This is a genomic window from Lampropedia cohaerens (assembly GCF_001005215.1).
Taxonomy (GTDB): Bacteria; Pseudomonadota; Gammaproteobacteria; order Burkholderiales; family Burkholderiaceae_C; genus Lampropedia; species Lampropedia cohaerens.
In genome coordinates, this window is record NZ_LBNQ01000005.1 from 12,899 (window position 1) to 31,030 (window position 18,132).

The 18,132-nt window shown below is 59.2% G+C and carries 19 protein-coding genes; 10 read left to right on the plus strand and 9 right to left on the minus strand.

Going from position 1 to position 18,132, the window contains the following annotated elements; all coding sequences use genetic code 11:
* Positions 1-5: 5 nt before the first annotated feature.
* The 6 genes from AAV94_RS00120 to AAV94_RS00145 all read right to left on the minus strand — a co-directional run bounded on the left by AAV94_RS00120 (position 6) and on the right by AAV94_RS00145 (position 5,274).
* Complete coding sequence (locus AAV94_RS00120) at positions 6-1,016, minus strand: PDR/VanB family oxidoreductase (protein WP_331396701.1); 1,011 nt, start codon at positions 1,014-1,016, stop codon at positions 6-8.
* Positions 983-1,747 carry an SDR family NAD(P)-dependent oxidoreductase gene (locus AAV94_RS00125; RefSeq protein ID WP_046740300.1) on the minus strand — a complete coding sequence of 255 codons (765 nt, stop codon included), beginning with the start codon at positions 1,745-1,747 and terminating at the stop codon, positions 983-985. The genes AAV94_RS00120 and AAV94_RS00125 overlap by 34 nt, the downstream gene beginning before the upstream one ends.
* Before the next feature lie 17 nt (positions 1,748-1,764).
* On the minus strand, positions 1,765-2,241 hold the full coding sequence (locus AAV94_RS00130; protein WP_046740301.1) for an aromatic-ring-hydroxylating dioxygenase subunit beta: 477 nt from the start codon (positions 2,239-2,241) through the stop codon (positions 1,765-1,767).
* Positions 2,242-2,262: 21 nt separating this feature from the next.
* Positions 2,263-3,561, minus strand: coding sequence for an aromatic ring-hydroxylating oxygenase subunit alpha (locus AAV94_RS00135; protein WP_084824644.1), 1,299 nt, complete (start codon positions 3,559-3,561; stop codon positions 2,263-2,265).
* Positions 3,562-3,673: 112 nt separating this feature from the next.
* Positions 3,674-4,033: an IacB protein gene (locus AAV94_RS00140; protein WP_046740302.1), complete on the minus strand. Its 360-nt coding sequence runs from the start codon at positions 4,031-4,033 to the stop codon at positions 3,674-3,676.
* Between the two features lie 41 nt (positions 4,034-4,074).
* Positions 4,075-5,274, minus strand: a complete 1,200-nt coding sequence (locus AAV94_RS00145; protein ID WP_046740303.1) for an acyl-CoA dehydrogenase family protein — start codon at positions 5,272-5,274, stop codon at positions 4,075-4,077.
* Between the two features lie 399 nt (positions 5,275-5,673).
* Between AAV94_RS00145 and AAV94_RS00150 the strand changes: the two genes are divergently transcribed.
* From AAV94_RS00150 to AAV94_RS00195, 10 genes are all read left to right on the plus strand, one after another.
* Positions 5,674-6,816 carry an ABC transporter substrate-binding protein gene (locus AAV94_RS00150; RefSeq protein WP_046740336.1) on the plus strand — a complete coding sequence of 381 codons (1,143 nt, stop codon included), beginning with the start codon at positions 5,674-5,676 and terminating at the stop codon, positions 6,814-6,816.
* Positions 6,817-6,920: 104 nt separating this feature from the next.
* A complete protein-coding gene (locus AAV94_RS00155; protein ID WP_046740304.1) occupies positions 6,921-7,958 on the plus strand; it encodes a branched-chain amino acid ABC transporter permease in 1,038 nt (345 codons plus the stop codon).
* Between the two features lies 1 nt (position 7,959).
* Positions 7,960-9,765, plus strand: coding sequence for a branched-chain amino acid ABC transporter ATP-binding protein/permease (locus AAV94_RS00160; protein WP_046740305.1), 1,806 nt, complete (start codon positions 7,960-7,962; stop codon positions 9,763-9,765).
* On the plus strand, positions 9,762-10,556 hold the full coding sequence (locus AAV94_RS00165) for an ABC transporter ATP-binding protein (RefSeq protein ID WP_046740306.1): 795 nt from the start codon (positions 9,762-9,764) through the stop codon (positions 10,554-10,556). The genes AAV94_RS00160 and AAV94_RS00165 overlap by 4 nt, the downstream gene beginning before the upstream one ends.
* Positions 10,553-11,629 carry a ketopantoate reductase family protein gene (locus AAV94_RS00170; protein WP_046740307.1) on the plus strand — a complete coding sequence of 359 codons (1,077 nt, stop codon included), beginning with the start codon at positions 10,553-10,555 and terminating at the stop codon, positions 11,627-11,629. Before AAV94_RS00165 ends, AAV94_RS00170 begins: the two co-directional genes overlap by 4 nt.
* Positions 11,613-12,401, plus strand: coding sequence for a class II aldolase/adducin family protein (locus AAV94_RS00175; protein WP_046740308.1), 789 nt, complete (start codon positions 11,613-11,615; stop codon positions 12,399-12,401). Before AAV94_RS00170 ends, AAV94_RS00175 begins: the two co-directional genes overlap by 17 nt.
* A gap of 129 nt (positions 12,402-12,530) precedes the next feature.
* Positions 12,531-13,427 (plus strand): TRAP transporter substrate-binding protein DctP, encoded by an 897-nt coding sequence (gene dctP, locus AAV94_RS00180; protein ID WP_197407970.1) that lies wholly within the window; start codon positions 12,531-12,533, stop codon positions 13,425-13,427.
* Between the two features lie 39 nt (positions 13,428-13,466).
* Positions 13,467-13,961 (plus strand): TRAP transporter small permease, encoded by a 495-nt coding sequence (locus AAV94_RS00185; protein WP_046740310.1) that lies wholly within the window; start codon positions 13,467-13,469, stop codon positions 13,959-13,961.
* Positions 13,961-15,289 (plus strand): TRAP transporter large permease, encoded by a 1,329-nt coding sequence (locus tag AAV94_RS00190; protein WP_046740311.1) that lies wholly within the window; start codon positions 13,961-13,963, stop codon positions 15,287-15,289. The genes AAV94_RS00185 and AAV94_RS00190 overlap by 1 nt, the downstream gene beginning before the upstream one ends.
* A 45-nt stretch (positions 15,290-15,334) precedes the next feature.
* Positions 15,335-15,838, plus strand: coding sequence for a DUF4116 domain-containing protein (locus AAV94_RS00195; protein ID WP_046740312.1), 504 nt, complete (start codon positions 15,335-15,337; stop codon positions 15,836-15,838).
* 100 nt (positions 15,839-15,938) lie between these two features.
* Here the strand turns inward: AAV94_RS00195 and AAV94_RS00200 are convergent, their stop codons facing one another.
* From AAV94_RS00200 to fghA, 3 genes are all read right to left on the minus strand, one after another.
* Positions 15,939-16,955 carry a porin gene (locus AAV94_RS00200; RefSeq protein ID WP_046740313.1) on the minus strand — a complete coding sequence of 339 codons (1,017 nt, stop codon included), beginning with the start codon at positions 16,953-16,955 and terminating at the stop codon, positions 15,939-15,941.
* Positions 16,946-17,206, minus strand: a complete 261-nt coding sequence (locus AAV94_RS14990; RefSeq protein ID WP_197407971.1) for a hypothetical protein — start codon at positions 17,204-17,206, stop codon at positions 16,946-16,948. The genes AAV94_RS00200 and AAV94_RS14990 overlap by 10 nt, the downstream gene beginning before the upstream one ends.
* Positions 17,207-17,278: 72 nt before the next feature.
* The gene (gene fghA, locus AAV94_RS00205; protein WP_046740314.1) at positions 17,279-18,118 is read right to left on the minus strand and encodes an S-formylglutathione hydrolase; all 840 of its coding nucleotides are present in this window, start codon (positions 18,116-18,118) and stop codon (positions 17,279-17,281) included.
* Positions 18,119-18,132: the final 14 nt, after the last annotated feature.

An 18,132-nucleotide genomic window follows, 5' to 3' on the forward strand; every position in this document is an offset into this window, starting at 1 on the left:
TGCTCTCAGATATCCAGAATCAGGCGCGGCGTGAGCGAACGTGAGCAGCACACTGCGATCTGGTCGTTTTCAGCCTTCTCTTCGTCGGTCTGGTAAGAATCGCGATGCTCGGGAATGCCTTCGAGGACGGTACACATGCATGTGCCGCACACACCTTGCTCGCAGGACATCTGCACCCGGATGCCGATGCGCGTCAGTGCCTGCGCGATGCTCTCGTTGGGGCCTACCGCGACTTCCTTGCCGCTGGCTGCGGCCACGACTTCGAAGCTAGTACCGCCGAGTTCCATCTCCGCCTGAAAGTACTCGTGGTGGATGCGCTCCTGTGAGAACCCCATCGTGCGGGCAGCATCCATTACCCAATCCATGAAACCTTTGGGGCCGCAGACGTAGACGTGGCTGTCATCGGCAGCGCCGCCTAGCAGTGTTGCGATGTTCGCAGGCGCGGGCGGCTCGACCTGATCGCAGTGTGTGAACACCTTGTCGGCAAATGGTGCGGCACCGAGTTCGTCGAGGAACGCCATGTGCTCGGGGGATCGGCCGCAGTAATGCAGTTCGAAGGCCAGCTTGGCATGGTGCAGGCTGTAGGCCATGGCGATCATCGGCGTGATGCCGATGCCGCCGCCGAAGAGGTAACTCTTGCCGCCTCCGGCAGCCAGCGGAAAAAGGTTGCGTGGTGTACTGATCGTTATTTCACTGCCTGGCAACAGTTGCTCGTGAACAGTCACCGAGCCACCGCGGGAGTTTGGGTCCCGGAGGATGCCGATACGGTACAGGCCGGACTCCATGGGGTCGGAGCACAAGGAGTACTGACGGACTAATCCGCCAGGAAGATGCAGGTCTATATGTGCGCCGGCTTCGAACATTGGCAAACGTTCCGTGCCGGCAGGCTCGAGGTCCAGCACGACGATGTCTTTCGCGGCGAGCGTGCGGCGTGCCACACGTACCGTCAGGGTTGAATCATTCATGAGTAGCCCGCCCTTGCTCAGCGCATAAAAATGCCGCCATTGATGTCCCACGCCGCGCCGGTGACGAAGCCCGCTTGTGGTGAAGCCAGATGCACAACCGTGTCCGCAATGAAGCGGGGGTCACCGAGCTGGTGCACTGGGATCACGTGGTCGATGATGTGCTGCAGTTTCTCGGCAGGCACGCTCGCGCGCACAGCCGGCAGATCAATCGGTCCTGGTGCTATGGCATTGACGGTGACGCCGCGCCCTGCCAGTTCCTTGGCAAAGATCTTGGTCAGCACCAGAATGCCTGCTTTGGAGGACGCATAGTGCGCGCCGGCAGCTGTGCCTCCGTTTTGCCCGGCCAGCGATGCAAGATTGATGATCCGACCATAGCCGCACGCACCGAAATGGCTGCCAAAGACCTGGCAGCCCAGCAGGTTGCCCCGCAGATTTGTATCGAGCACACTGCTGAACTCGTCCGGAGAAATCTGCATGACGGGCGTGTGCAGCGTCACCGCAGCATTGTTGACCAGTACGTGTACGCCGCCCCAGCGCGCCCTCAGGCTGTCGAGCGCGGTTTCGAAGTCGACTTTCTCGCGCACGTCGAGCTTGATCGCGACTGCGGTTGCCCCGCTGCCATCGAGCTGACTGGCCAGGGACTGTGCGGCTTCAAGGTGGATGTCAGCAATTGCGACGCAGTAACCTGCGGCATGCAAGCGTTCTGCGATGACCTGGCCGAGGCCCTGGGCGGCACCGGTCACGACTGCAACATGGGCTGTTTGTGGCGCGTGGTGGGCCATTGTGATGTTCCTTGTGGTCAGAGGATGTAGCCGATGGTCTGCAGCACGTCGTCCGAGTTGATGAGTCGCACGACCTTTTGCACGATCTGAAAGCTATCGCCATCGCGGCGCAGGGTATAAACGAGATTGGCGGTGTACTGGTGCGTGTTTTCCTTGCGGAAATCAGTGAGAAACTGCGCGCAGCGCACTGTCACCGTCGTTGCGTCCTGCGCAGCCACACGAAAGCGCGAGACCATGCGCACGGTCCGTGGCTCAGGGCTGGTGGAGATCGACTCGCCCCCGGTGAGGCGTCGCACACGCAGCTCTCGCATATGCGCGTTGTCGTAGGCGTAGTTGAGGGTATTGGCGAAGTCGGTCGCCTTGGGATCGATGGGCACGACGTAGAGGCCATCCTCGCTCCAGAGATTGAGCCAGTCCTGGTAGAGCTCGTTATCGAGCATGTCCGCTTCCTGCCAGATGAAGGCCGCGACTTCGTTGAGCAATGCAATGTTCATTTTTGGGTTCCCCATGAGCACTCAGGCCGTCATTGATTTGAGCCATTGGCGGTAGGCGGCGCGCATGCCGGTCTCGGCACTGACATCGCTCTTGCGGCCATCGGCCGTCTGCACCTCGCCGGGCAGTCCGCGGTTGACCATGATCCAGAGGTCCTCACCGGCATGTGCACCTTTTTGCACACGTTCCCAAGCCTCGGAATCATCGGGCGTACCAAAACCCATCGGGCCCTGAAAGTGCTCATGCAGCCGCAGTCGGTACTGATTGGCGATCTCTGGACCGCCATCCATGACGATGGCCGCATGGTGGATTTCGGTCTTGTCCACCGCAATGGGGCGCAGTACGCGAAAGAACGCCATGGAACAGGCCACATTGGGATAGATGTTGAGGTTGAAGCCGGTCCCGCCTACGGCTCGCACGATGCGACGGACCTGCGCTTCCTCGTGACCCTCGTCGCGCAAGGCTTGCGCAAGTTCCTCGAAGCGCTCGGGAATTGGCTTGTCCAGATCGGCCTCCAAGTCCACCAGGTCGGGGATCATGACCATCACGCTGTGGCCGTTGCCCAGGTCTTCGACATAACCGGGCCCCTCAACGAAATCAAAAATCTTCTTCGTTTCTTCGTCCAGTGAGGTCAGGAAGGACTTGTGCACCAGCGGAAAGTGGTAGGCGTCAGTCGTGTTTTCCAGCTGGATCTTCCAGTTGCCAGGAAAGCTGAATCGGTGCTCGCCTGCAACCTTCACAGGGTAGCCGCCAGCTTGCTTCATGAAGAGGTCCATCCACTTCTTGGCTGGTCCCAGCCACTCCTGCAATGGCAGGATGTCGTCCTTGAAAGTGGCAAACACCATGCCGGCGTACTGCTCCACGCGCAGACTCACCAGCGGAAACTCTGCCTTGTCAATGCTGTCGCCGTAGCTTTCCGGATGTGGAACACCGCGCAGTGAGCCGTCTAGGCCGTAGCCCCAGCCGTGATAGGGGCAGACGAAGCTGCTGGTCTTGCCCTTCTTGTGTTCGCAGACAGTGGCACCGCGATGGCGACAGCGGTTGAGCAACACATGCAGATTCTTCTTGCGGTCACGTACCAGAATGACCGGCTGCTGGCCGATCCAGGTGGACTTGAAGCTGCCAGGTTCGGCTACCTCACTGACATGGCCAACCCATACCCAGTTCGAATAAAAGACTTTCTCCATCTCCTCTTCAAAGATGGCAGGGTCGGTGTAGAGAGAGGTGTGAACGCGGTCGGGCTTGACCAGTGTTTCATAGCAGCGGCCAGCGCCGCGATCGGAGGTCTTTTCGACCGGCTGGATAGGAATGACGGTGGTCATAGTGTGGGGCTCCTAGTGAGGTAGGTCTACGCAGCAGGCAGGGGACGACGTCTGGGGTAGTAATCGCCTACAGCGAGGGGGCAGATGGCGGCGCAGAAAGCCTGTGCGCCTGTCACGCAGGCACCTCCAGTTCGCGGCCAATTCGCGCCTCGACCTTGGCGTACTTCCAGAGTTTGTAGGTGCCATCGCCAACGGGGGTAACGCGAAAGAGGTTGCACGCGGCGGTGACAGTGGCAATGTCGGGGACATCGGCCAGAATGTAGGTAGTCCAGGGCCAGCTGGGCGAAGGACCGACCATGATGCGGTCATCATCCATATTGCCCAGCACGTTGACGCCAGGCAGATCTGCGATGCCTTTCATCATGCTGGCGAAGGCCGCCCATACTTCCTTGGCCTCGGCAGTAGTGGCGTCGAAGAAGTTTTGCTGGATACCGATGCAAAAAAGCACGCGCAGGGGTTTGGGACTGCTCATCGTTTCTCTCCTTATGTCAGTGAGGGTGTTGGGCCAATGGATCACACATAGCCGGGCAGGGGATTGCGGCCGAACAGCATGGCTCCGCCGTTTTGGAATGTCACTTCGCCAAGGAAGGCATGCTGCGTGACGACATTGGCATCGCGCACGCAGCGTGCCAGAGGGCTGCGGTTGTAGATTCCGGCCATGCCCGAAAGCATCTGCATGCTGCGTGCAACCTCGGCACCGACGCGCGCGGCGTGTGATGCGGAAAGGCGCAGCATGTTGGTCTGTTCATGCGAGACCGGATCTCCGGCCAGAAGGCTGGCCCACGCTTCATCAATAGCTTCGAAAAACCAGCTTCTTGCCGCGCGCAGTTGCGCCTCCGCATGGCCAAGCTGGGTTTGCGTGACCGGACGATCTCCTAGCGTTGGTGCGCCGGTAACGGCCTTGTAGCCACCGGCCAGCCGGCGCAGTTCGTCGATGGCGGCGCGGCCAATGCCGAGGTTGACCACTGCAAGCACCTGTGCGGCGAAAGCCAGTGTCGGGTAGCGGAACATCGGCTCATCAAGGTTGGACTGACCACCACGCACGAAGGTCCAATCCTCCGGAACGGTCACGTTATCAACAACGAGGTCATGACTGCCCGTGCCGGCAAGGCCACTGACATCCCAGGTTTGCACGATCTGCACCTTCTCGCGTGGGATCACAGCCATGCGGGGAAGACCGGTGGTGTCGCCTTTGCGCGGACTGATGCCGACACCTACAACGGTGGCGCCCATGCAACCGCTGGAGAAGCTCCAGCGGCCACTTACTCGGATGCCTTCATCCACGTAGAAGGCTGGCTGTGGTGGAAAGATGCCGCCGGCGAAAACGGTGTCGACGTTGTCGGTGTAGATCTTCTCGAAGGTTGCACGTGGCAGCGCGGCCAGGTAAGTCGGCGCCATACCGAAGCTGGCGACCCAGCCAGCGGAGCCATCGGCGCGTGAGATGGTCTCGATGAGCTCGCAGAACTGGCGCGCAGTCCATTCATTGCCGCCCAGTCGCTTGGGCACAAGCGCGCGATAAACCCCGATGCGCTTGAACGCATCGATCACGTCCTGCGAGAGGTGGCGTTGTTGCTCGAATTCGGCCGCGCGGTTACGCAGGTTCGCGAGCAACTCCTGCAAGCCAGCGTCAGGCGCGCATCGCGCCTGAATCGGGACGGTTCCGATAGCGGTAGCGGTGCTCGTGCCGGTCAACGCGTCAGCGGTAGTCGTCATGTTTTCTCCATCGAGAGGAAATGTGTCGCACAAAGTACATCACAAAAAAGATACTTCATTCATGTGAAAAATCATGTATTTGGTCGCTGTTTCGCCATGTGGGGCGATCTTTCGAACATGGTCTTCGGTGCATACGAAAGCAACTATCGGGCCAGCTTATCTTCGAGGCATTTTTGGCGATATCTCATGGGTTTCGCATGTTTGGTGCGTGACGCGCCTTGTACTGGTGCGCTCGTTTGATCTGTGCACCATTTCATGATTAAACATCTTCTCGTCATGTATATAAATTCTCTACTTTTCAAGTGAAAAAGATGTTTTTTGGCACGGAACCTGCTTGTTGCTCGGGCCGGCGCCGTTCGGGCCGGACGTTGATATGGCAACAAGACTTGGAGAATGGGCATGGCGATGAAGCAGAAGGTGGCGGTGTTGATGGCGGGCGTGTGCGTTGCGCTTGCGGCGCAAGCGCAAGTCAAGGTCGGGGTGGTGACGTCGTCATCCGGTCCGATTGCGTTGGTTGGAATTCCCCAGAAGAATTCGGTTGCGCTGCTGCCGCGCACGGCCGGTGATCTGGATATTGAATACATTTCGCTTGATGACGCCAGTAACCCCACTGCTTCTGTCAGTGCGTTTAAGAAGCTCATCGGCGATGGTGTGGATGCCATCATTGGGCCCAGTGGTACGCCCAACGCGATGGGAGTGATCCAAATCGCGGCGGAGGCGCAGGTGCCCATGTTGGCTCCCGTAGGTAGCGCTGCGGTGATTCATCCGCCTACCGAGGCAAAAAAGTGGGTATTCAAGACCACGCAGAACGATGACATCATCGCTTCTGCACTGGTTGAGCACATGAGTCAGACAGGCGTGAAAACGCTGGGGTTTATTGGCACGGCCGATCCCTTTGGAGAGAGTTGGCTCAACGTTCTCTCTGAACTTGCAGAAGGTGCCGGTATCAAGATCGTGGCGGCTGAGCGCTTTCAGCGTCAGGACACGTCGCTGACGGCGCAATCGATCAAGCTCATTGCAGCCCGTCCCGATGCCATTCTTATCGCAGCTCCTGGCAGCTCATCCGTGCTTCCACACACGACGCTGGTCGATCAGCGCTACGGTGGGCAGATCTACCAGACTCATGGGGCGGCACTGCCTGATTTTCTCGAGCTCGGGGGCAAGAAGGTTGAAGGCACCATCTTGGCAGCTAGCCTGATGCTCGTGATGGATGAGGTGTCGGACGCCCACCCGTCGAAGCCGGTGGCGCGCAAATACATCGATGACTACACCGCCTTGTACGGCAGTGAACCAGCCACGTTTGGTGCCAACGTATATGACGCGGGACTGCTGTTGGAGGCGGCCATTCCTGTCGCTGCGAAGGTGGCGGAGCCGGGGACCGCGGCGTTCCGTGTGGCATTGCGTGATGCACTGGAAAACGTGCGTGAGTTGCCCGCGACGCAGGGCGTCTACAACATGACACCGGAGGATCACAGCGGTTTCGATGAGCGTGGGAGGGAGCTGATTACCGTCAAGGAAGGCGCCTGGAGGCTGCTGAAGTGATGCATACGGTGCGTGGCGCGAAGAGGTTGTGCGCGCCACGCGCTGGCAAGGGGCGCAAGCCCCCTTGTATCGCCTGAATTGACAAATCAATTTCCGTATACACGATGAATCTGCAAATCATTGCCTTGCTCGGCCAGGACGGAGTGAGCAACGGCGCTATCTACGCGCTGGTGGCGCTTTCCATCATCTTGGTGTTCTCCGTCACCCGTATTCTGCTGATCCCGTTGGGTGAGTTTGTCGCCTTCAGCGCACTGACGATGGCGGCGATGGAAAGTGGCCGGGCGACCTCGATTGGCTGGCTGATCATGGTGATGGCCCTTGCAGCGGCAGCTGCGGATGCATGGGCGGGTGTGCGCAAGCAAGGCAGATCAGTTCGGTCATGGAAGTTGCTTCCCATGCCAGTCTATGCGCTGGTGTTGCTGATACTACTGGCTGTTTTGCCGCTTGATCGCCTGCCAACGCTGTTGCAGGCGCTGTTGACACTGGCCGCAATCACACCACTTGGCCCATTGATGTATCGGCTCTTTTTCCAGCCGGTAGCCAATGCCTCGGGCCTGCTGCTGATGATCATCGCTATCGCGGTGCATGTCAGTCTCCTTGGGGTCGGTCTTCTCGTGTTCGGTGCCGAGGGCAGGCGCACGGCGCCCTTTTCCGATGGCGTGGTGGAGCTGGGTGTGATCGCTATCAATAGCCAGACGATCTGGGTGCTGTTGGCTTCCGTGGTTCTGATTCTTGCGCTTTTCCTGATGTTTGGTCGCACGCTGTATGGCAAGGCGCTGCGCGCTACTGCTGTGAACCAGTTTGGAGCGCAGCTGATGGGCATCTCCCCGACACTGGCAGGCAAGGTCAGCTTTGCACTAGCGGCATTCATGTGCGCCTTGTCGGGCATTCTGATTGCGCCGCTGACGACGCTGTACTACGACTCCGGCTTCATCATCAGTCTCAAGGGATTTGTCGGCGCGATCATCGGTGGTTTGGCGAGTTATCCGGTTGCTGCCGTAGGTGCCGTGGCTGTGGGCTTGGTTGAATCCTTTTCGACGTTCTGGGCTAGCAGTTACAAGGAAGTCATTGTCTTCACACTGATCCTGCCATTTCTGCTGTGGCGATCGTTGAAAACGGGTTCGCACGGGGAGGGGCATTGAGATGGCGCGTTCCTTTTCCCGTATGTGGCTGCCGCTGATCCTGCTGCTGTTGGTCATACCCCTTGTGGTTTCGACCTTCTACATTTCGGTGCTTAACAACATTGGCATGTTTGCCCTTGCGACGCTGGGTGTCGTTCTCCTGACCGGCATAGCCGGCATGACGAGCTTCGGACAGGCGGCATTTGTGGGTTTGTCGGCGTACACGACTGCTGCGCTGATCGCGCCCTCGACGCTTAATCTGGGCGCGATGATGGGCGCTCCCTGGCTGGCGCTTGCCGCTGGCTTGGCTTTGACGCTGCTGTTTGCCCTCGTGCTGGGATTGCTGACGTTGCGGTTACAAGGTCATTACCTGCCGCTTGGCACTATCGCCTGGGGCATGGCACTGTATTCGCTGTTTGGCACTATTGAGAGTCTCGGCGGGCACTCCGGCGTGCCAGATCTGCCCCCGCTGCGCATTTTCGGGCTCACATTCGGCGATGGGCCACGCATGTTCTATTTGATCTGGGGCTGCGTGCTGCTGGCCATCGTGCTGATCCGCAACCTGTTGGAGTCACGTCTTGGCCGCGCCATTCGTGCACTGCGTGGAGGCCAGGAGATGGCGGCGTCAATGGGCGTGGATGTATTCCGCACCAAGATGATCGTGTTCCTGATCGCCGCTGCGCTGGCAGGACTGTCTGGCTGGCTGTATGCCTACACGCAGCGCTTCGTGAGTCCCGGACCATTCGGGGTTCAAGCCGGAATTGATTACCTGTTCATGGCGCTGCTGGGCGGCATCGGCAGCTTATGGGGTGCGGTCATAGGCTCCGCGGCTGTGGTGCTGATGCGCGAGTGGTTGCAGGACTGGCTGCCGGCGCTGCTGGGGCACGGTGGCAACTATGAGAGCATTGTGTTCGGGCTGCTGATCGTCCTGGTGATGCACCGTTGGCCGGGTGGTATCTGGCAGGGGGTCGCCAGGCGATTGAAGTTGCGTCAGCACGGCCATATGCGTTTGCCGCAGACCGGCGCCGCAGTTGAGCCCCTTCCGCGTCGCCCGAGGCCCAAGCCGCGTGAGCGCATTCTTGACGTTCGCGACGTGACTCGCCGGTTCGGGGGGCTGGTGGCGAACAGGCAGATGTCGTTGCGCGTGGATGCCGGGGAAATTGTTGCCGTCATTGGTCCCAACGGGGCGGGCAAGAGCACGCTGTTCAATCTGGTCTCTGGCGTAGATGTGCCGGATGAGGGAGATGTGCTTTTCCGTGGCCACCGCATCAATGGCCGCACCCCGCGCGAGTTGGCGGCCAGGGGACTCTCACGCACTTTCCAGCATGTCAAGCTCCTGCCGGAAATGACGGTGTTGGAGAACGCGGCCATCGGCGCTCATCTGCGCGGACACAAGGGCGTGTTTGCGTCAGCGCTGCATTTGGATGGAGAAGATGAAGCCCGGCTTTTGGCCGAAGCGCGAAGGCAGCTGGAACGCGTGGGCCTGGGAGAACACCTGGAGCGCACCGCTGGCAGCCTTGCTCTGGGCCAGCAGCGCATCCTGGAAATTGCCCGCGCGCTGTGTGCAGATCCCTGCCTGTTGCTGCTTGACGAACCTGCCGCTGGCTTGCGTCACAAGGAAAAGCAGGCACTGGCGGAGCTTTTGCGCAAGCTGCGCAGCGAAGGGGTGGCAGTACTTCTGGTTGAGCATGACATGGACTTCGTGATGGGACTGGTCGATCGCGTCATCGTGATGGAGTTTGGCCAGCGCATTGCCGAAGGCCGCCCCGAGGAAGTGCAGCGCGACCCTGCGGTGCTTAAGGCCTATCTGGGAGGAGTGGAAGAATGAGCGAAGTCAGCGCTGCAAACCGTTTGGGAGACGCTGCAGCAGACGCTTGCGCGCTGCTGAGCGTGCGCAAGCTCGGGGCCTCCTATGGCCATATCGACGCGATATTCGATGTGGACATTGAAGTGCGGCAAGGACAGATCGTCACCGTCATCGGTCCCAATGGTGCGGGCAAGACAACAACCTTGGCGGCGATTATGGGCGTGCTTCGCGCGCGAGGGCGGGTTTTGCTGGAGGGGCATGACTTGACGCGCGCCAGCATTGAGGAGCATGTCGCGCACGGCATGGCATTGGTGCCGGAGACGCGCGCGTTGTTTTCCAGCATGAGCGTGCGGGAGAACCTGGAACTGGGGGCCTTCCGTTTTCGTCATCGGCCCAGGCGGTTCCGAGAGGAGGCGCTGGAGGAGGTCTTTGCCCTGTTTCCTCGCCTGAAGGAGCGCAGTCATCAAGAAGCCGGTACGCTCTCTGGAGGAGAGCGCCAGATGTTGGCAGTGGGCCGTGCACTAATGGGTAAGCCGCGCCTGCTGATGCTCGATGAGCCCAGCCTCGGCCTGGCTCCGCTCATCGTGCGCGACATTTTTCGCATCATTGCCTCGCTGCGAGAGAGGGGGGTGTCCATTCTTCTGATCGAGCAGAACGCACGCGCCGCACTCAATGTTGCCGACTATGCCTATGTGCTGGAACTCGGGCGCGTCATCATGCGGGGCCCCGCCAGCGCGCTGGCACATGATCCCCGTGTGATCGAAGCCTATTTGGGCGCTGCCGGTGGCCATCAGGAGTTGCTGGTCACATGAATACGCGCAATGTCTCTTCGGCGCTGCGCGTAGGCATCGCGGGTGCTGGTGCCATCGGCTGCACGCTGGCTGCATTACTTGCACGAGCCGGGGCGCGCGTGCATGTACTCGCCCGCGGCGCCAGCCTGACCAGCTTGCGCAGCGAGGGTGTTCGACTGCACCGCAGAGGCGACTGCTTGCAGGCGCCAGTGCTGGCGAGCGATGATGCAAGTGGGCTGGGACCGCAGGATGTGTTGTTTCTCTGCGCCAAGGCACACGACATGCAACAGTTGCTGCGGTCCGCGCTGCCCATGATCGGTCCTGAGACCTGCGTCGTGCCGTTAGTCAATGGCGTGCCGTGGTGGTACTTTCAGGCGCTGCCCGGTCCCTGGCAAGGGCGCCGGGTGCAGGCGGTCGACCCCGAGGGAACGCTGTCAGCGTTGCTGCCGGCCACCCAGATCGTCGGAGCAGTAGTTTTTATTACCGCCGAGCGTGTGCGCCCAGGAGAGGTGGTTTCCGACAACCCACTGCTCATGGTTCTTGGCGAAATTGACCATGCAGGCAGTTCCGCTCGGCTTCAGCGGCTGGCCGACTGGCTGGAGAGAGCTGGTATTGAGGCGCGCGTCACACCGCAAATCCGCGATGCGTTATGGACCAAGATTTTGGCCAATCTGACTTCGAATCCCTTGTCTGTCATCAGTGGCGCAACGTTGCAATCCATCTACGGTGACACACGACTGCTCGCCATCGTGTGGGAGATGCTGCGCGAGGGCCTGTCTCTGGCGGCGGCATTCGGTGCACGCATCGCCTTCACACCGGCAAATTTCATCCGCGAGGGCGCTGCGATGGGGGCAGTGCGTACTTCAATGCTGCAGGACTTTGAGGCAGGTCGGCGGTTGGAACTCGCTGCTATTGGCGATGCGGTATTGGAGTTAGCCACTCTTCAGGATATTGCCATGCCTGTCACCGAGCGTGTGATTGCGCTGGCGCATTTCCGCGACGAGGCACGTGCCGCATCCGATGACATCGCGCCCGTCGATCCCACCCAACTCCCAAAACCCAACAAGGAGGTTTTTCATGAACAGTGTCGCTGACTTTTCTTCCGCACCTGTTGAGATGCACCGCGCGCCCGATTGCTCCGACGAGGAGTGGAGGTTGCGCTGCCAGCTCGCCGAGTGCTACCACCTGATCGACTATATGGGCTGGACGGAGACGATTTTCAACCATATTTCGGCTCGTCTGCCTGGTCCAGCCCATCACTATCTGGTCAATCCGTTCGGTCTGAACTATACGGAAATCACGCCCGCCAACTTGCTGAAAGTCGACCTGGATGGCCACAAGCTGCAGGAGTCGCCCTACGACGGTAATCCCGCAGGATTTGCTCTGCACGCTGCCATTCATGCCGCCCGCGAGGATGTGCAATGTGTCATTCACACGCACACCACGCCGCTGTCTGCCGTGGCTCAGAAGCAAGCGGGTTTCGATCACAACAACTTTTATGGCGCACAGCTTTACGGCCGCGTTGGCTATCACAGCTTCGAGGGCATCACGTTGTTTGCGGATGAGAAGGAGCGCATGGTTGCCAGTCTGGGCGACAAGCACATCCTGGTGCTCCGCAACCATGGTATCGCGGTGGCAGAAGGGTCCATCGCCAAGGCGTTCTTCCTGCTTTGGACGGTGCAGCGCGCCGGGGAGATCCAGTGTGCTTCGGCTGCGCTGCCTGGACCGGACACGCAGCTGCCCGATGCCATCAAGACCAAATGCATGGAATTGACCGCGATGTTGATCCGAGAGGGAGATTTTGCCAACAAGTTCTTCGATGCGATGGTGCGCAAAATGCGCGCCGAACGTGGTCCGAGCTGGTGAGCGAACTCACACAGCCGTGCTGTTTTCTTCACGAGACATACCGGGAGCATTGAAATGACAGACCGTTTCAAGGCAGCGTGGGTAGCCACGGTACTTGCCGCTGTTAGTGTTGCCACGCAGGCGCAGGAGGTGACGCTCAAGGCGATCAATGCCTTCCAAGAGGGCACCTACTTCGCCCAGAACTTCGAGGCCTTCGTGAAGAAAGTCAACGAGGAAGGCAAGGGGCTTGTGCAGATCCAATACATTGGTGGGCCCAAGGCGATTCCGACGCTGGAGCAGCCTGCGGCGTTACGCAATGGTGTCGTGGATATGGCCGCCACCACGGCCTCCTATGCAGGTGGCATCGTGCCTGAGGTGCAGGCGCTCAACTATGCCACGGTGCCATTTCAGGAGCTGCGCAGAAATGGCGCGCTAGATTACATCAACCAGCTGATGGCCGAGAAAAACTTGATGTACTTTGCGCGTACCGGTGATGGCGTCAAGTACCACCTTTATTTGACAAAGCCGATTAGCCGACCTGATCTCAGCGGTCTGAAGGTCCGCATTGCGCCCAACTTTCGTGAATTTTTCCAAGCACTGGGTGCCACCGTCATTCAGACCCCGCCAGGTGAGGTTTATACCGCGCTGGAGCGTGGAGTTGTCGATGGCTATGGGTGGCCACTGCTGGGCGTGTTTGATATGGGGTGGCAGCAAGTCACGAAGTACCGCGTTGATCCAGGTTTTCATAACCTGGAGATGGGGGTGCAGTTCAACCTCAAGTCCTGGCAAAAACTCTCCCCCGAGCAGCAAACCTTTCTTGAGCGTCAGCGTGATTGGCTGGAGAGGCTGGCTCTGGAGAAATCCATGGCGGATGTGGCCATTGATCTCCAGCGCCAACAAGATGCAGGGATTCAGGTCATTACGTTCAAAGGTGAGGATGCGCAGGAGTATCTGCGCAAGTCACTTGATACCGCGTGGGCCGGCATCATTCGACTCAGCCCGGAGCACGGGCCCAAGCTTCGTGAACTCATGGTCGCAGAGCAATGACGGCTGATTCCTTGAGAAAAATGCAGGGGTGCCTGAGCCATGAAGGCCTATGACTATTTGATGCGCGGCCTGGGTGCCTGTGCCGCGTGCATTGTCGCTGTATTGACGGTTGTCGTAACTTATGACGTGCTGGCGCGCAATCTGGGCTTGGGCAGCCTGGACTGGATTCTCGAAGTGTCCGAATATGCACTGCCGACGCTCATCAGTTTGACTGCTCCTTGGTTGATGTACCGCAACCAGCATGTGCGACTGGATGTGCTGCAGTCCATGCTGCCGGAATCCGCGCGGCGCCTGGTCGAACGCGCGGCTGCGGCCATCGGGATGGTTGCGGCGGCGATGTTCGCCTGGTATGCGTTGACTTTGCTGCTTGATTCGCGTCAGTCTGGCGCACTGGTGATCAAAGCGTTGGTGTTTCCGGAATGGTGGCTGTATATCGGCATGCCGATTGGCTTTGCGCTTTTGTCCATTGAATGCGCGCGTCGCATGTTTCTGCCAGCGACTGCGCAGGACGAAGCCGCACCGGGAGGACTGTGATGGAGTGGTGGCAGACTCTGATTCTTTTTTTTGGCGGCCTGACGCTTTTGCTGTGTGCTGGTCTGCCTGCGGGCCTTACGTTCATTTGCATCAATCTGATCGGTGCATTTGTGTACCTAGGCGGCGAGGCCGGTCTTATGCAGTCGGTGCGCAACGGTATTGCATCGGTTACTAACTTCTCACTGACACCGATTCCGTTCTTCCTGCTGATGGGGGAGCTGCTTTTTCGTTCCGGAGTTGCGTTCAAGGCCATCGATGCGTTTGATCGGGTCATTCGCCGAGTGCCGGGACGGCTGGCTGTGGTGGCAGTAGTGGGTGGAACGGTGTTCTCGGCGATATCCGGCTCATCGGTAGCGACCACCGCATTGCTGGGAAGCGTGCTTTTGCCGGAGATGCTGCGACGCAGGTACCACCCTCGACTGGCTACCGGCCCCATCATGGCGATTGGTGCGGTGGACATGCTGATTCCACCATCGGCAATAGCGGTGCTGTTGGGCAGCCTGGGGCAGATCTCGATTGCAGGCTTGCTCATCGCTGGACTCATGCCGGGCTTGCTGCTGGCGCTGATGTTCATCGTGTTCATCATCGTTCGCGTACGTATTTCGCCCGACTGGGCCCCCGGCTCAGATGGAGAGGCCGAGGACGGTCTCGATGGCTGGCAGCGCTGGCGCGCGTTGGTGCTGCATGTGCTGCCGCTGGTAGCGATCTTCGTGCTGGTTGTGCTTTCAATGACATTGGGTTGGGCAACCCCTACGGAGTCGGCCGCTGTGGGCGCATCGGCATGTCTGCTGGTGTGCCTGTTGCATCGCAGCCTGACGTGGAAAAATCTGACGGTATCGCTGATGAACACGGCGGCGTTGACCGGCATGATTCTGTTCATCATCATTGGCGCGTCGACGTTTTCGCAGATTCTGGCCTTTTCTGGTGCAACTGATGGGTTAGTGCGCGGCATCCTCGGCTCGGGCCTGCAGTCCTGGATGGTGCTGGCGTTGATGATGCTGATCCTGCTGCTGCTTGGCTGTTTTGTCGACCAGGTCAGCATGATGCTGATGACGTTGCCCTTCTACATACCGCTGATGCAGCATTTTGGGTGGGATCCGTTATGGTTTGGTGTGCTTTATCTGATCTGTATGCAGCTTGGACTGTTGACCCCACCGTTTGGCATGCTCGTGCTGACAATGCGTAGCGTGACACCTCCCAATATTGCGACGTCCGAGCTGTTCCTGGCCGTCGCGCCGTATGTCCTGTTCGGATTGATGATGCTCGTGCTGGTGATAGTTCTGCCAGGTATCGCTACTTGGTTGCCAGCCTGGCTGTCGATCCACTGACGTGGCTGCGCACGAGCTGGACGCATTGAATCGGAGATATAGACAATGACTGCCGAAGCGACGACTGCCCACGGTGTTCCTGCCTCGCATGTGCACGCATTGCATGCGGTGCGCAAAAACGGCTATTGGCTGGCGCTTTTGCCGCAGGCCTGGCGCGACGATGAAACGATTGTGCGAGAGGCTGTCGCGCGCACCGGAATGGCGCTGGAGTTCGCTTCTTCGCGTCTACGTGCAGACAGGCAGGTAGTGATGCTGGCGGTATCGAACGATGGGTTGGCGCTCAGTGTGGCAGACCAGTCACTGCGCGGTGATCGGGAGGTGTTGCGATGCGCTGCCCGCAACAACTTTCTGGTTTACAGCCTCGCAGCCAGGGAGCTCCGTGCGGATGAGGACTTCATGGTGGACCTTTTTCGCAACGTGGTGCGACCGCAGATCCTGTGCGGATTCATGCCTGAAGAGGTTCCTCAGCTGCTCGATGAGGCTCTGCAGCAGAGGCGCCACGCGCGTATGGCTTTTTTCCAAGAACTCCATATTTCTGAGCTTTCCTGAGCGCTTGCCAATTTGCCTCGGCGGAATGGACCGATAAAGGAAAAGGTCATCAAACGATGACCTTTTGGAGCGTTGCCGCAGGGGGAAAGTAGAGCGCTGCTCAAAAACGGTGCCGCAGACCGACTGCCAGACCTACGCGGGAATCCTTGCCACTGGCAGGAACGAGCGCATCCGAGAACTTGGTGTAGTCAATGCCGATGTAGGGCTGGGTACGCTTGGAGAGGTAGTACTCGGCCGTCAGAATACCGGCTGTGCGCTTCCCACTGATGTTGCTGATATCGCTTTTGGTGTGCAGCATTTCACCAAGCAACTTCATGCTGGATGAAACGTCATAGCCAAACCCGACCGCATAGGTCTTGTCTTCACGATTCGTGACATCGTTCTTGTGTCCGAGATAAAAGGCGTGGAGCTTGATCGCGTTGAACTGGTAGGTGCCGCCAAGCGAATAGCTCTTGCGTTTGGCATCGGTCGTTTCGATGCTGGGCTTTTCCTGCATGTAGGCGCCTCCAAACTGCCAGTTCGCGCCTTTGTAGACCAAGGCGGCTCCAAGTGGATAGCTCGTCTTACTCTTGCTGTTGTCAATCACACCCATTGCGCTGACGACAAAGCCGCCAATCTGGTGTGTGTAGCGCACCGAGCTGTCATAGCGCGGCGTGTACTGTGCACCCACGTAGTAGGCCCATTCCGGATAGTTGGCAACGTCCAGTGCGTCAATGCCGTTGAAGGCCAGAAACTCATGGATCATTCCATATTGACGTCCAATGGTGATTTGGCCCAAGGACTTGCTCTTGAGGCCAACGGATGTGAGGCGGTTGAAGTAACGAGAGCCATCACCAGCGGCGCCGGTAGTAGGATCTAGCCCGATCTCCATGGCAAAGATGGCCTGCAGATCGTCACTGAGTGTTTCATTGCCTCGAAAGCCCAATCGGGATGCAGTGCGTGAACCGTTGGACAGCTTGGTGCTGCTGTCAGCGGAGGCATCCGTGTTGTTGGTGTAGCGGATCCCCGCATCAACTAAGCCATAAATGGCAACTGAGGAGCCTGCCTGCGCAAACAGTGCTGATGACAGCACCGAGCCTGCGAGGATCACAGGATATTGCTTGAGTTTCAGAGACATGGGAGGGTTCCTTCTTCCGTGAGGCACACAAAGAGGTTTTGGATTTTCATGCCCAAAACTTCTCCGCATGGCTTTTGACTTTCATCGAATGGTGATGCGTTCATGACCAAATTGGTCAGGAAGATGGCCAGCAAAAAACATGCCAATTCACGGTTTAAATCATTTGAAATTTCAAATGATTTTCTGTTCTTTTTCTCTTGGTTGGTACAGTGTGAAGAACGCGGGAAGGCCTGTGCACCGATTGCGACCATCTGTTCGCAATCGGTGCACGGGCCTGACTAGGCAGAGAGCGTACTGGACGGTTGCTGGGTGTGCCCGCCGACTCAGCGCGGATTCGCAAATGCTGCTGCGTGGTGCGCGAAATGGTCTTCCATGAAACTGGCGATGAAGTAATAGCTGTGGTCGTAGCCCGGCTGCATGCGCAGCGTGATGGGGTGGCCCGCCGCCTCGCAGGCAGCCTGCAGCAGCTGGGGACGCAGCTGTTCAGCGAGGAATTCATCTGCCTCGCCCTGGTCGACCAGCAGGGGCAGACGTTCCTTGGCGGTCGCGATCAGCGCCGTGGCATCCCAGTTCAGCCATTGTTCACGGTCATTGCCGAGATAGGCCGCCAGTGCCTTCTGACCCCAGGGAACCTGGCTGGGTGCCACGATGGGCGAGAACGCAGATACCGACCGGTAGCGGCCGGGGTTGCGCAAGGCCGTGACGAGCGCACCATGGCCGCCCATGGAGTGGCCAAAGATGCCGCGCACGTCCGTGGCTGGAAAGTGCTGCTCAATCAGCGCGGGCAATTCCTCGGCCACATAGCGCTGCATCTGGTAATGCGTGGCCCAGGGCGCCTGCGTGGCATCGACATAGAAGCCGGCGCCCTGGCCCAGGTCGTAGGCGGGGTCGTCTGCCACGCCCTCGCCGCGCGGGCTGCTGTCCGGCGCGACGACAATGATGCCGTGGCGCGCGGCGTACTGCTGTGCGCCGGCCTTGGTGATGAAGTTCTGCTCGGTGCACGTCAGCCCAGACAGCCAGTACAGCACCGGGCAGCGCTGGCCCTGCAGTGCGGCAGGAGGCAGATAGACCGCCACTTTCATCGTGCAGTTCAGTGTGGTGGAGGCGTGTTGCCAGACTTCCTGGCGGCCGCCAAAGCTGGCGTGTTGTTCGATGCGTTGCATGTTCGGCTCCTTGT

Coding starts and splice junctions, on each gene's coding strand:
- AAV94_RS00160 (WP_046740305.1), top strand. CDS start 7,960: ATGGCGCGTTCCTTTTCCCGTATGTGGCTGCCGCTGATCCTGCTGCTG.
- AAV94_RS00135 (WP_084824644.1), bottom strand. CDS start 3,561: ATGACCACCGTCATTCCTATCCAGCCGGTCGAAAAGACCTCCGATCGC.
- AAV94_RS00200 (WP_046740313.1), bottom strand. CDS start 16,955: ATGTCTCTGAAACTCAAGCAATATCCTGTGATCCTCGCAGGCTCGGTG.
- AAV94_RS00155 (WP_046740304.1), top strand. CDS start 6,921: ATGAATCTGCAAATCATTGCCTTGCTCGGCCAGGACGGAGTGAGCAAC.
- AAV94_RS00185 (WP_046740310.1), top strand. CDS start 13,467: ATGAAGGCCTATGACTATTTGATGCGCGGCCTGGGTGCCTGTGCCGCG.
- AAV94_RS14990 (WP_197407971.1), bottom strand. CDS start 17,206: ATGGTCGCAATCGGTGCACAGGCCTTCCCGCGTTCTTCACACTGTACC.
- fghA (WP_046740314.1), bottom strand. CDS start 18,118: ATGCAACGCATCGAACAACACGCCAGCTTTGGCGGCCGCCAGGAAGTC.
- AAV94_RS00165 (WP_046740306.1), top strand. CDS start 9,762: ATGAGCGAAGTCAGCGCTGCAAACCGTTTGGGAGACGCTGCAGCAGAC.
- AAV94_RS00125 (WP_046740300.1), bottom strand. CDS start 1,747: ATGGCCCACCACGCGCCACAAACAGCCCATGTTGCAGTCGTGACCGGT.
- AAV94_RS00170 (WP_046740307.1), top strand. CDS start 10,553: ATGAATACGCGCAATGTCTCTTCGGCGCTGCGCGTAGGCATCGCGGGT.
- AAV94_RS00195 (WP_046740312.1), top strand. CDS start 15,335: ATGACTGCCGAAGCGACGACTGCCCACGGTGTTCCTGCCTCGCATGTG.
- AAV94_RS00175 (WP_046740308.1), top strand. CDS start 11,613: ATGAACAGTGTCGCTGACTTTTCTTCCGCACCTGTTGAGATGCACCGC.
- AAV94_RS00190 (WP_046740311.1), top strand. CDS start 13,961: ATGGAGTGGTGGCAGACTCTGATTCTTTTTTTTGGCGGCCTGACGCTT.
- AAV94_RS00150 (WP_046740336.1), top strand. CDS start 5,674: ATGGCGATGAAGCAGAAGGTGGCGGTGTTGATGGCGGGCGTGTGCGTT.
- AAV94_RS00130 (WP_046740301.1), bottom strand. CDS start 2,241: ATGAACATTGCATTGCTCAACGAAGTCGCGGCCTTCATCTGGCAGGAA.
- AAV94_RS00145 (WP_046740303.1), bottom strand. CDS start 5,274: ATGACGACTACCGCTGACGCGTTGACCGGCACGAGCACCGCTACCGCT.
- AAV94_RS00140 (WP_046740302.1), bottom strand. CDS start 4,033: ATGAGCAGTCCCAAACCCCTGCGCGTGCTTTTTTGCATCGGTATCCAG.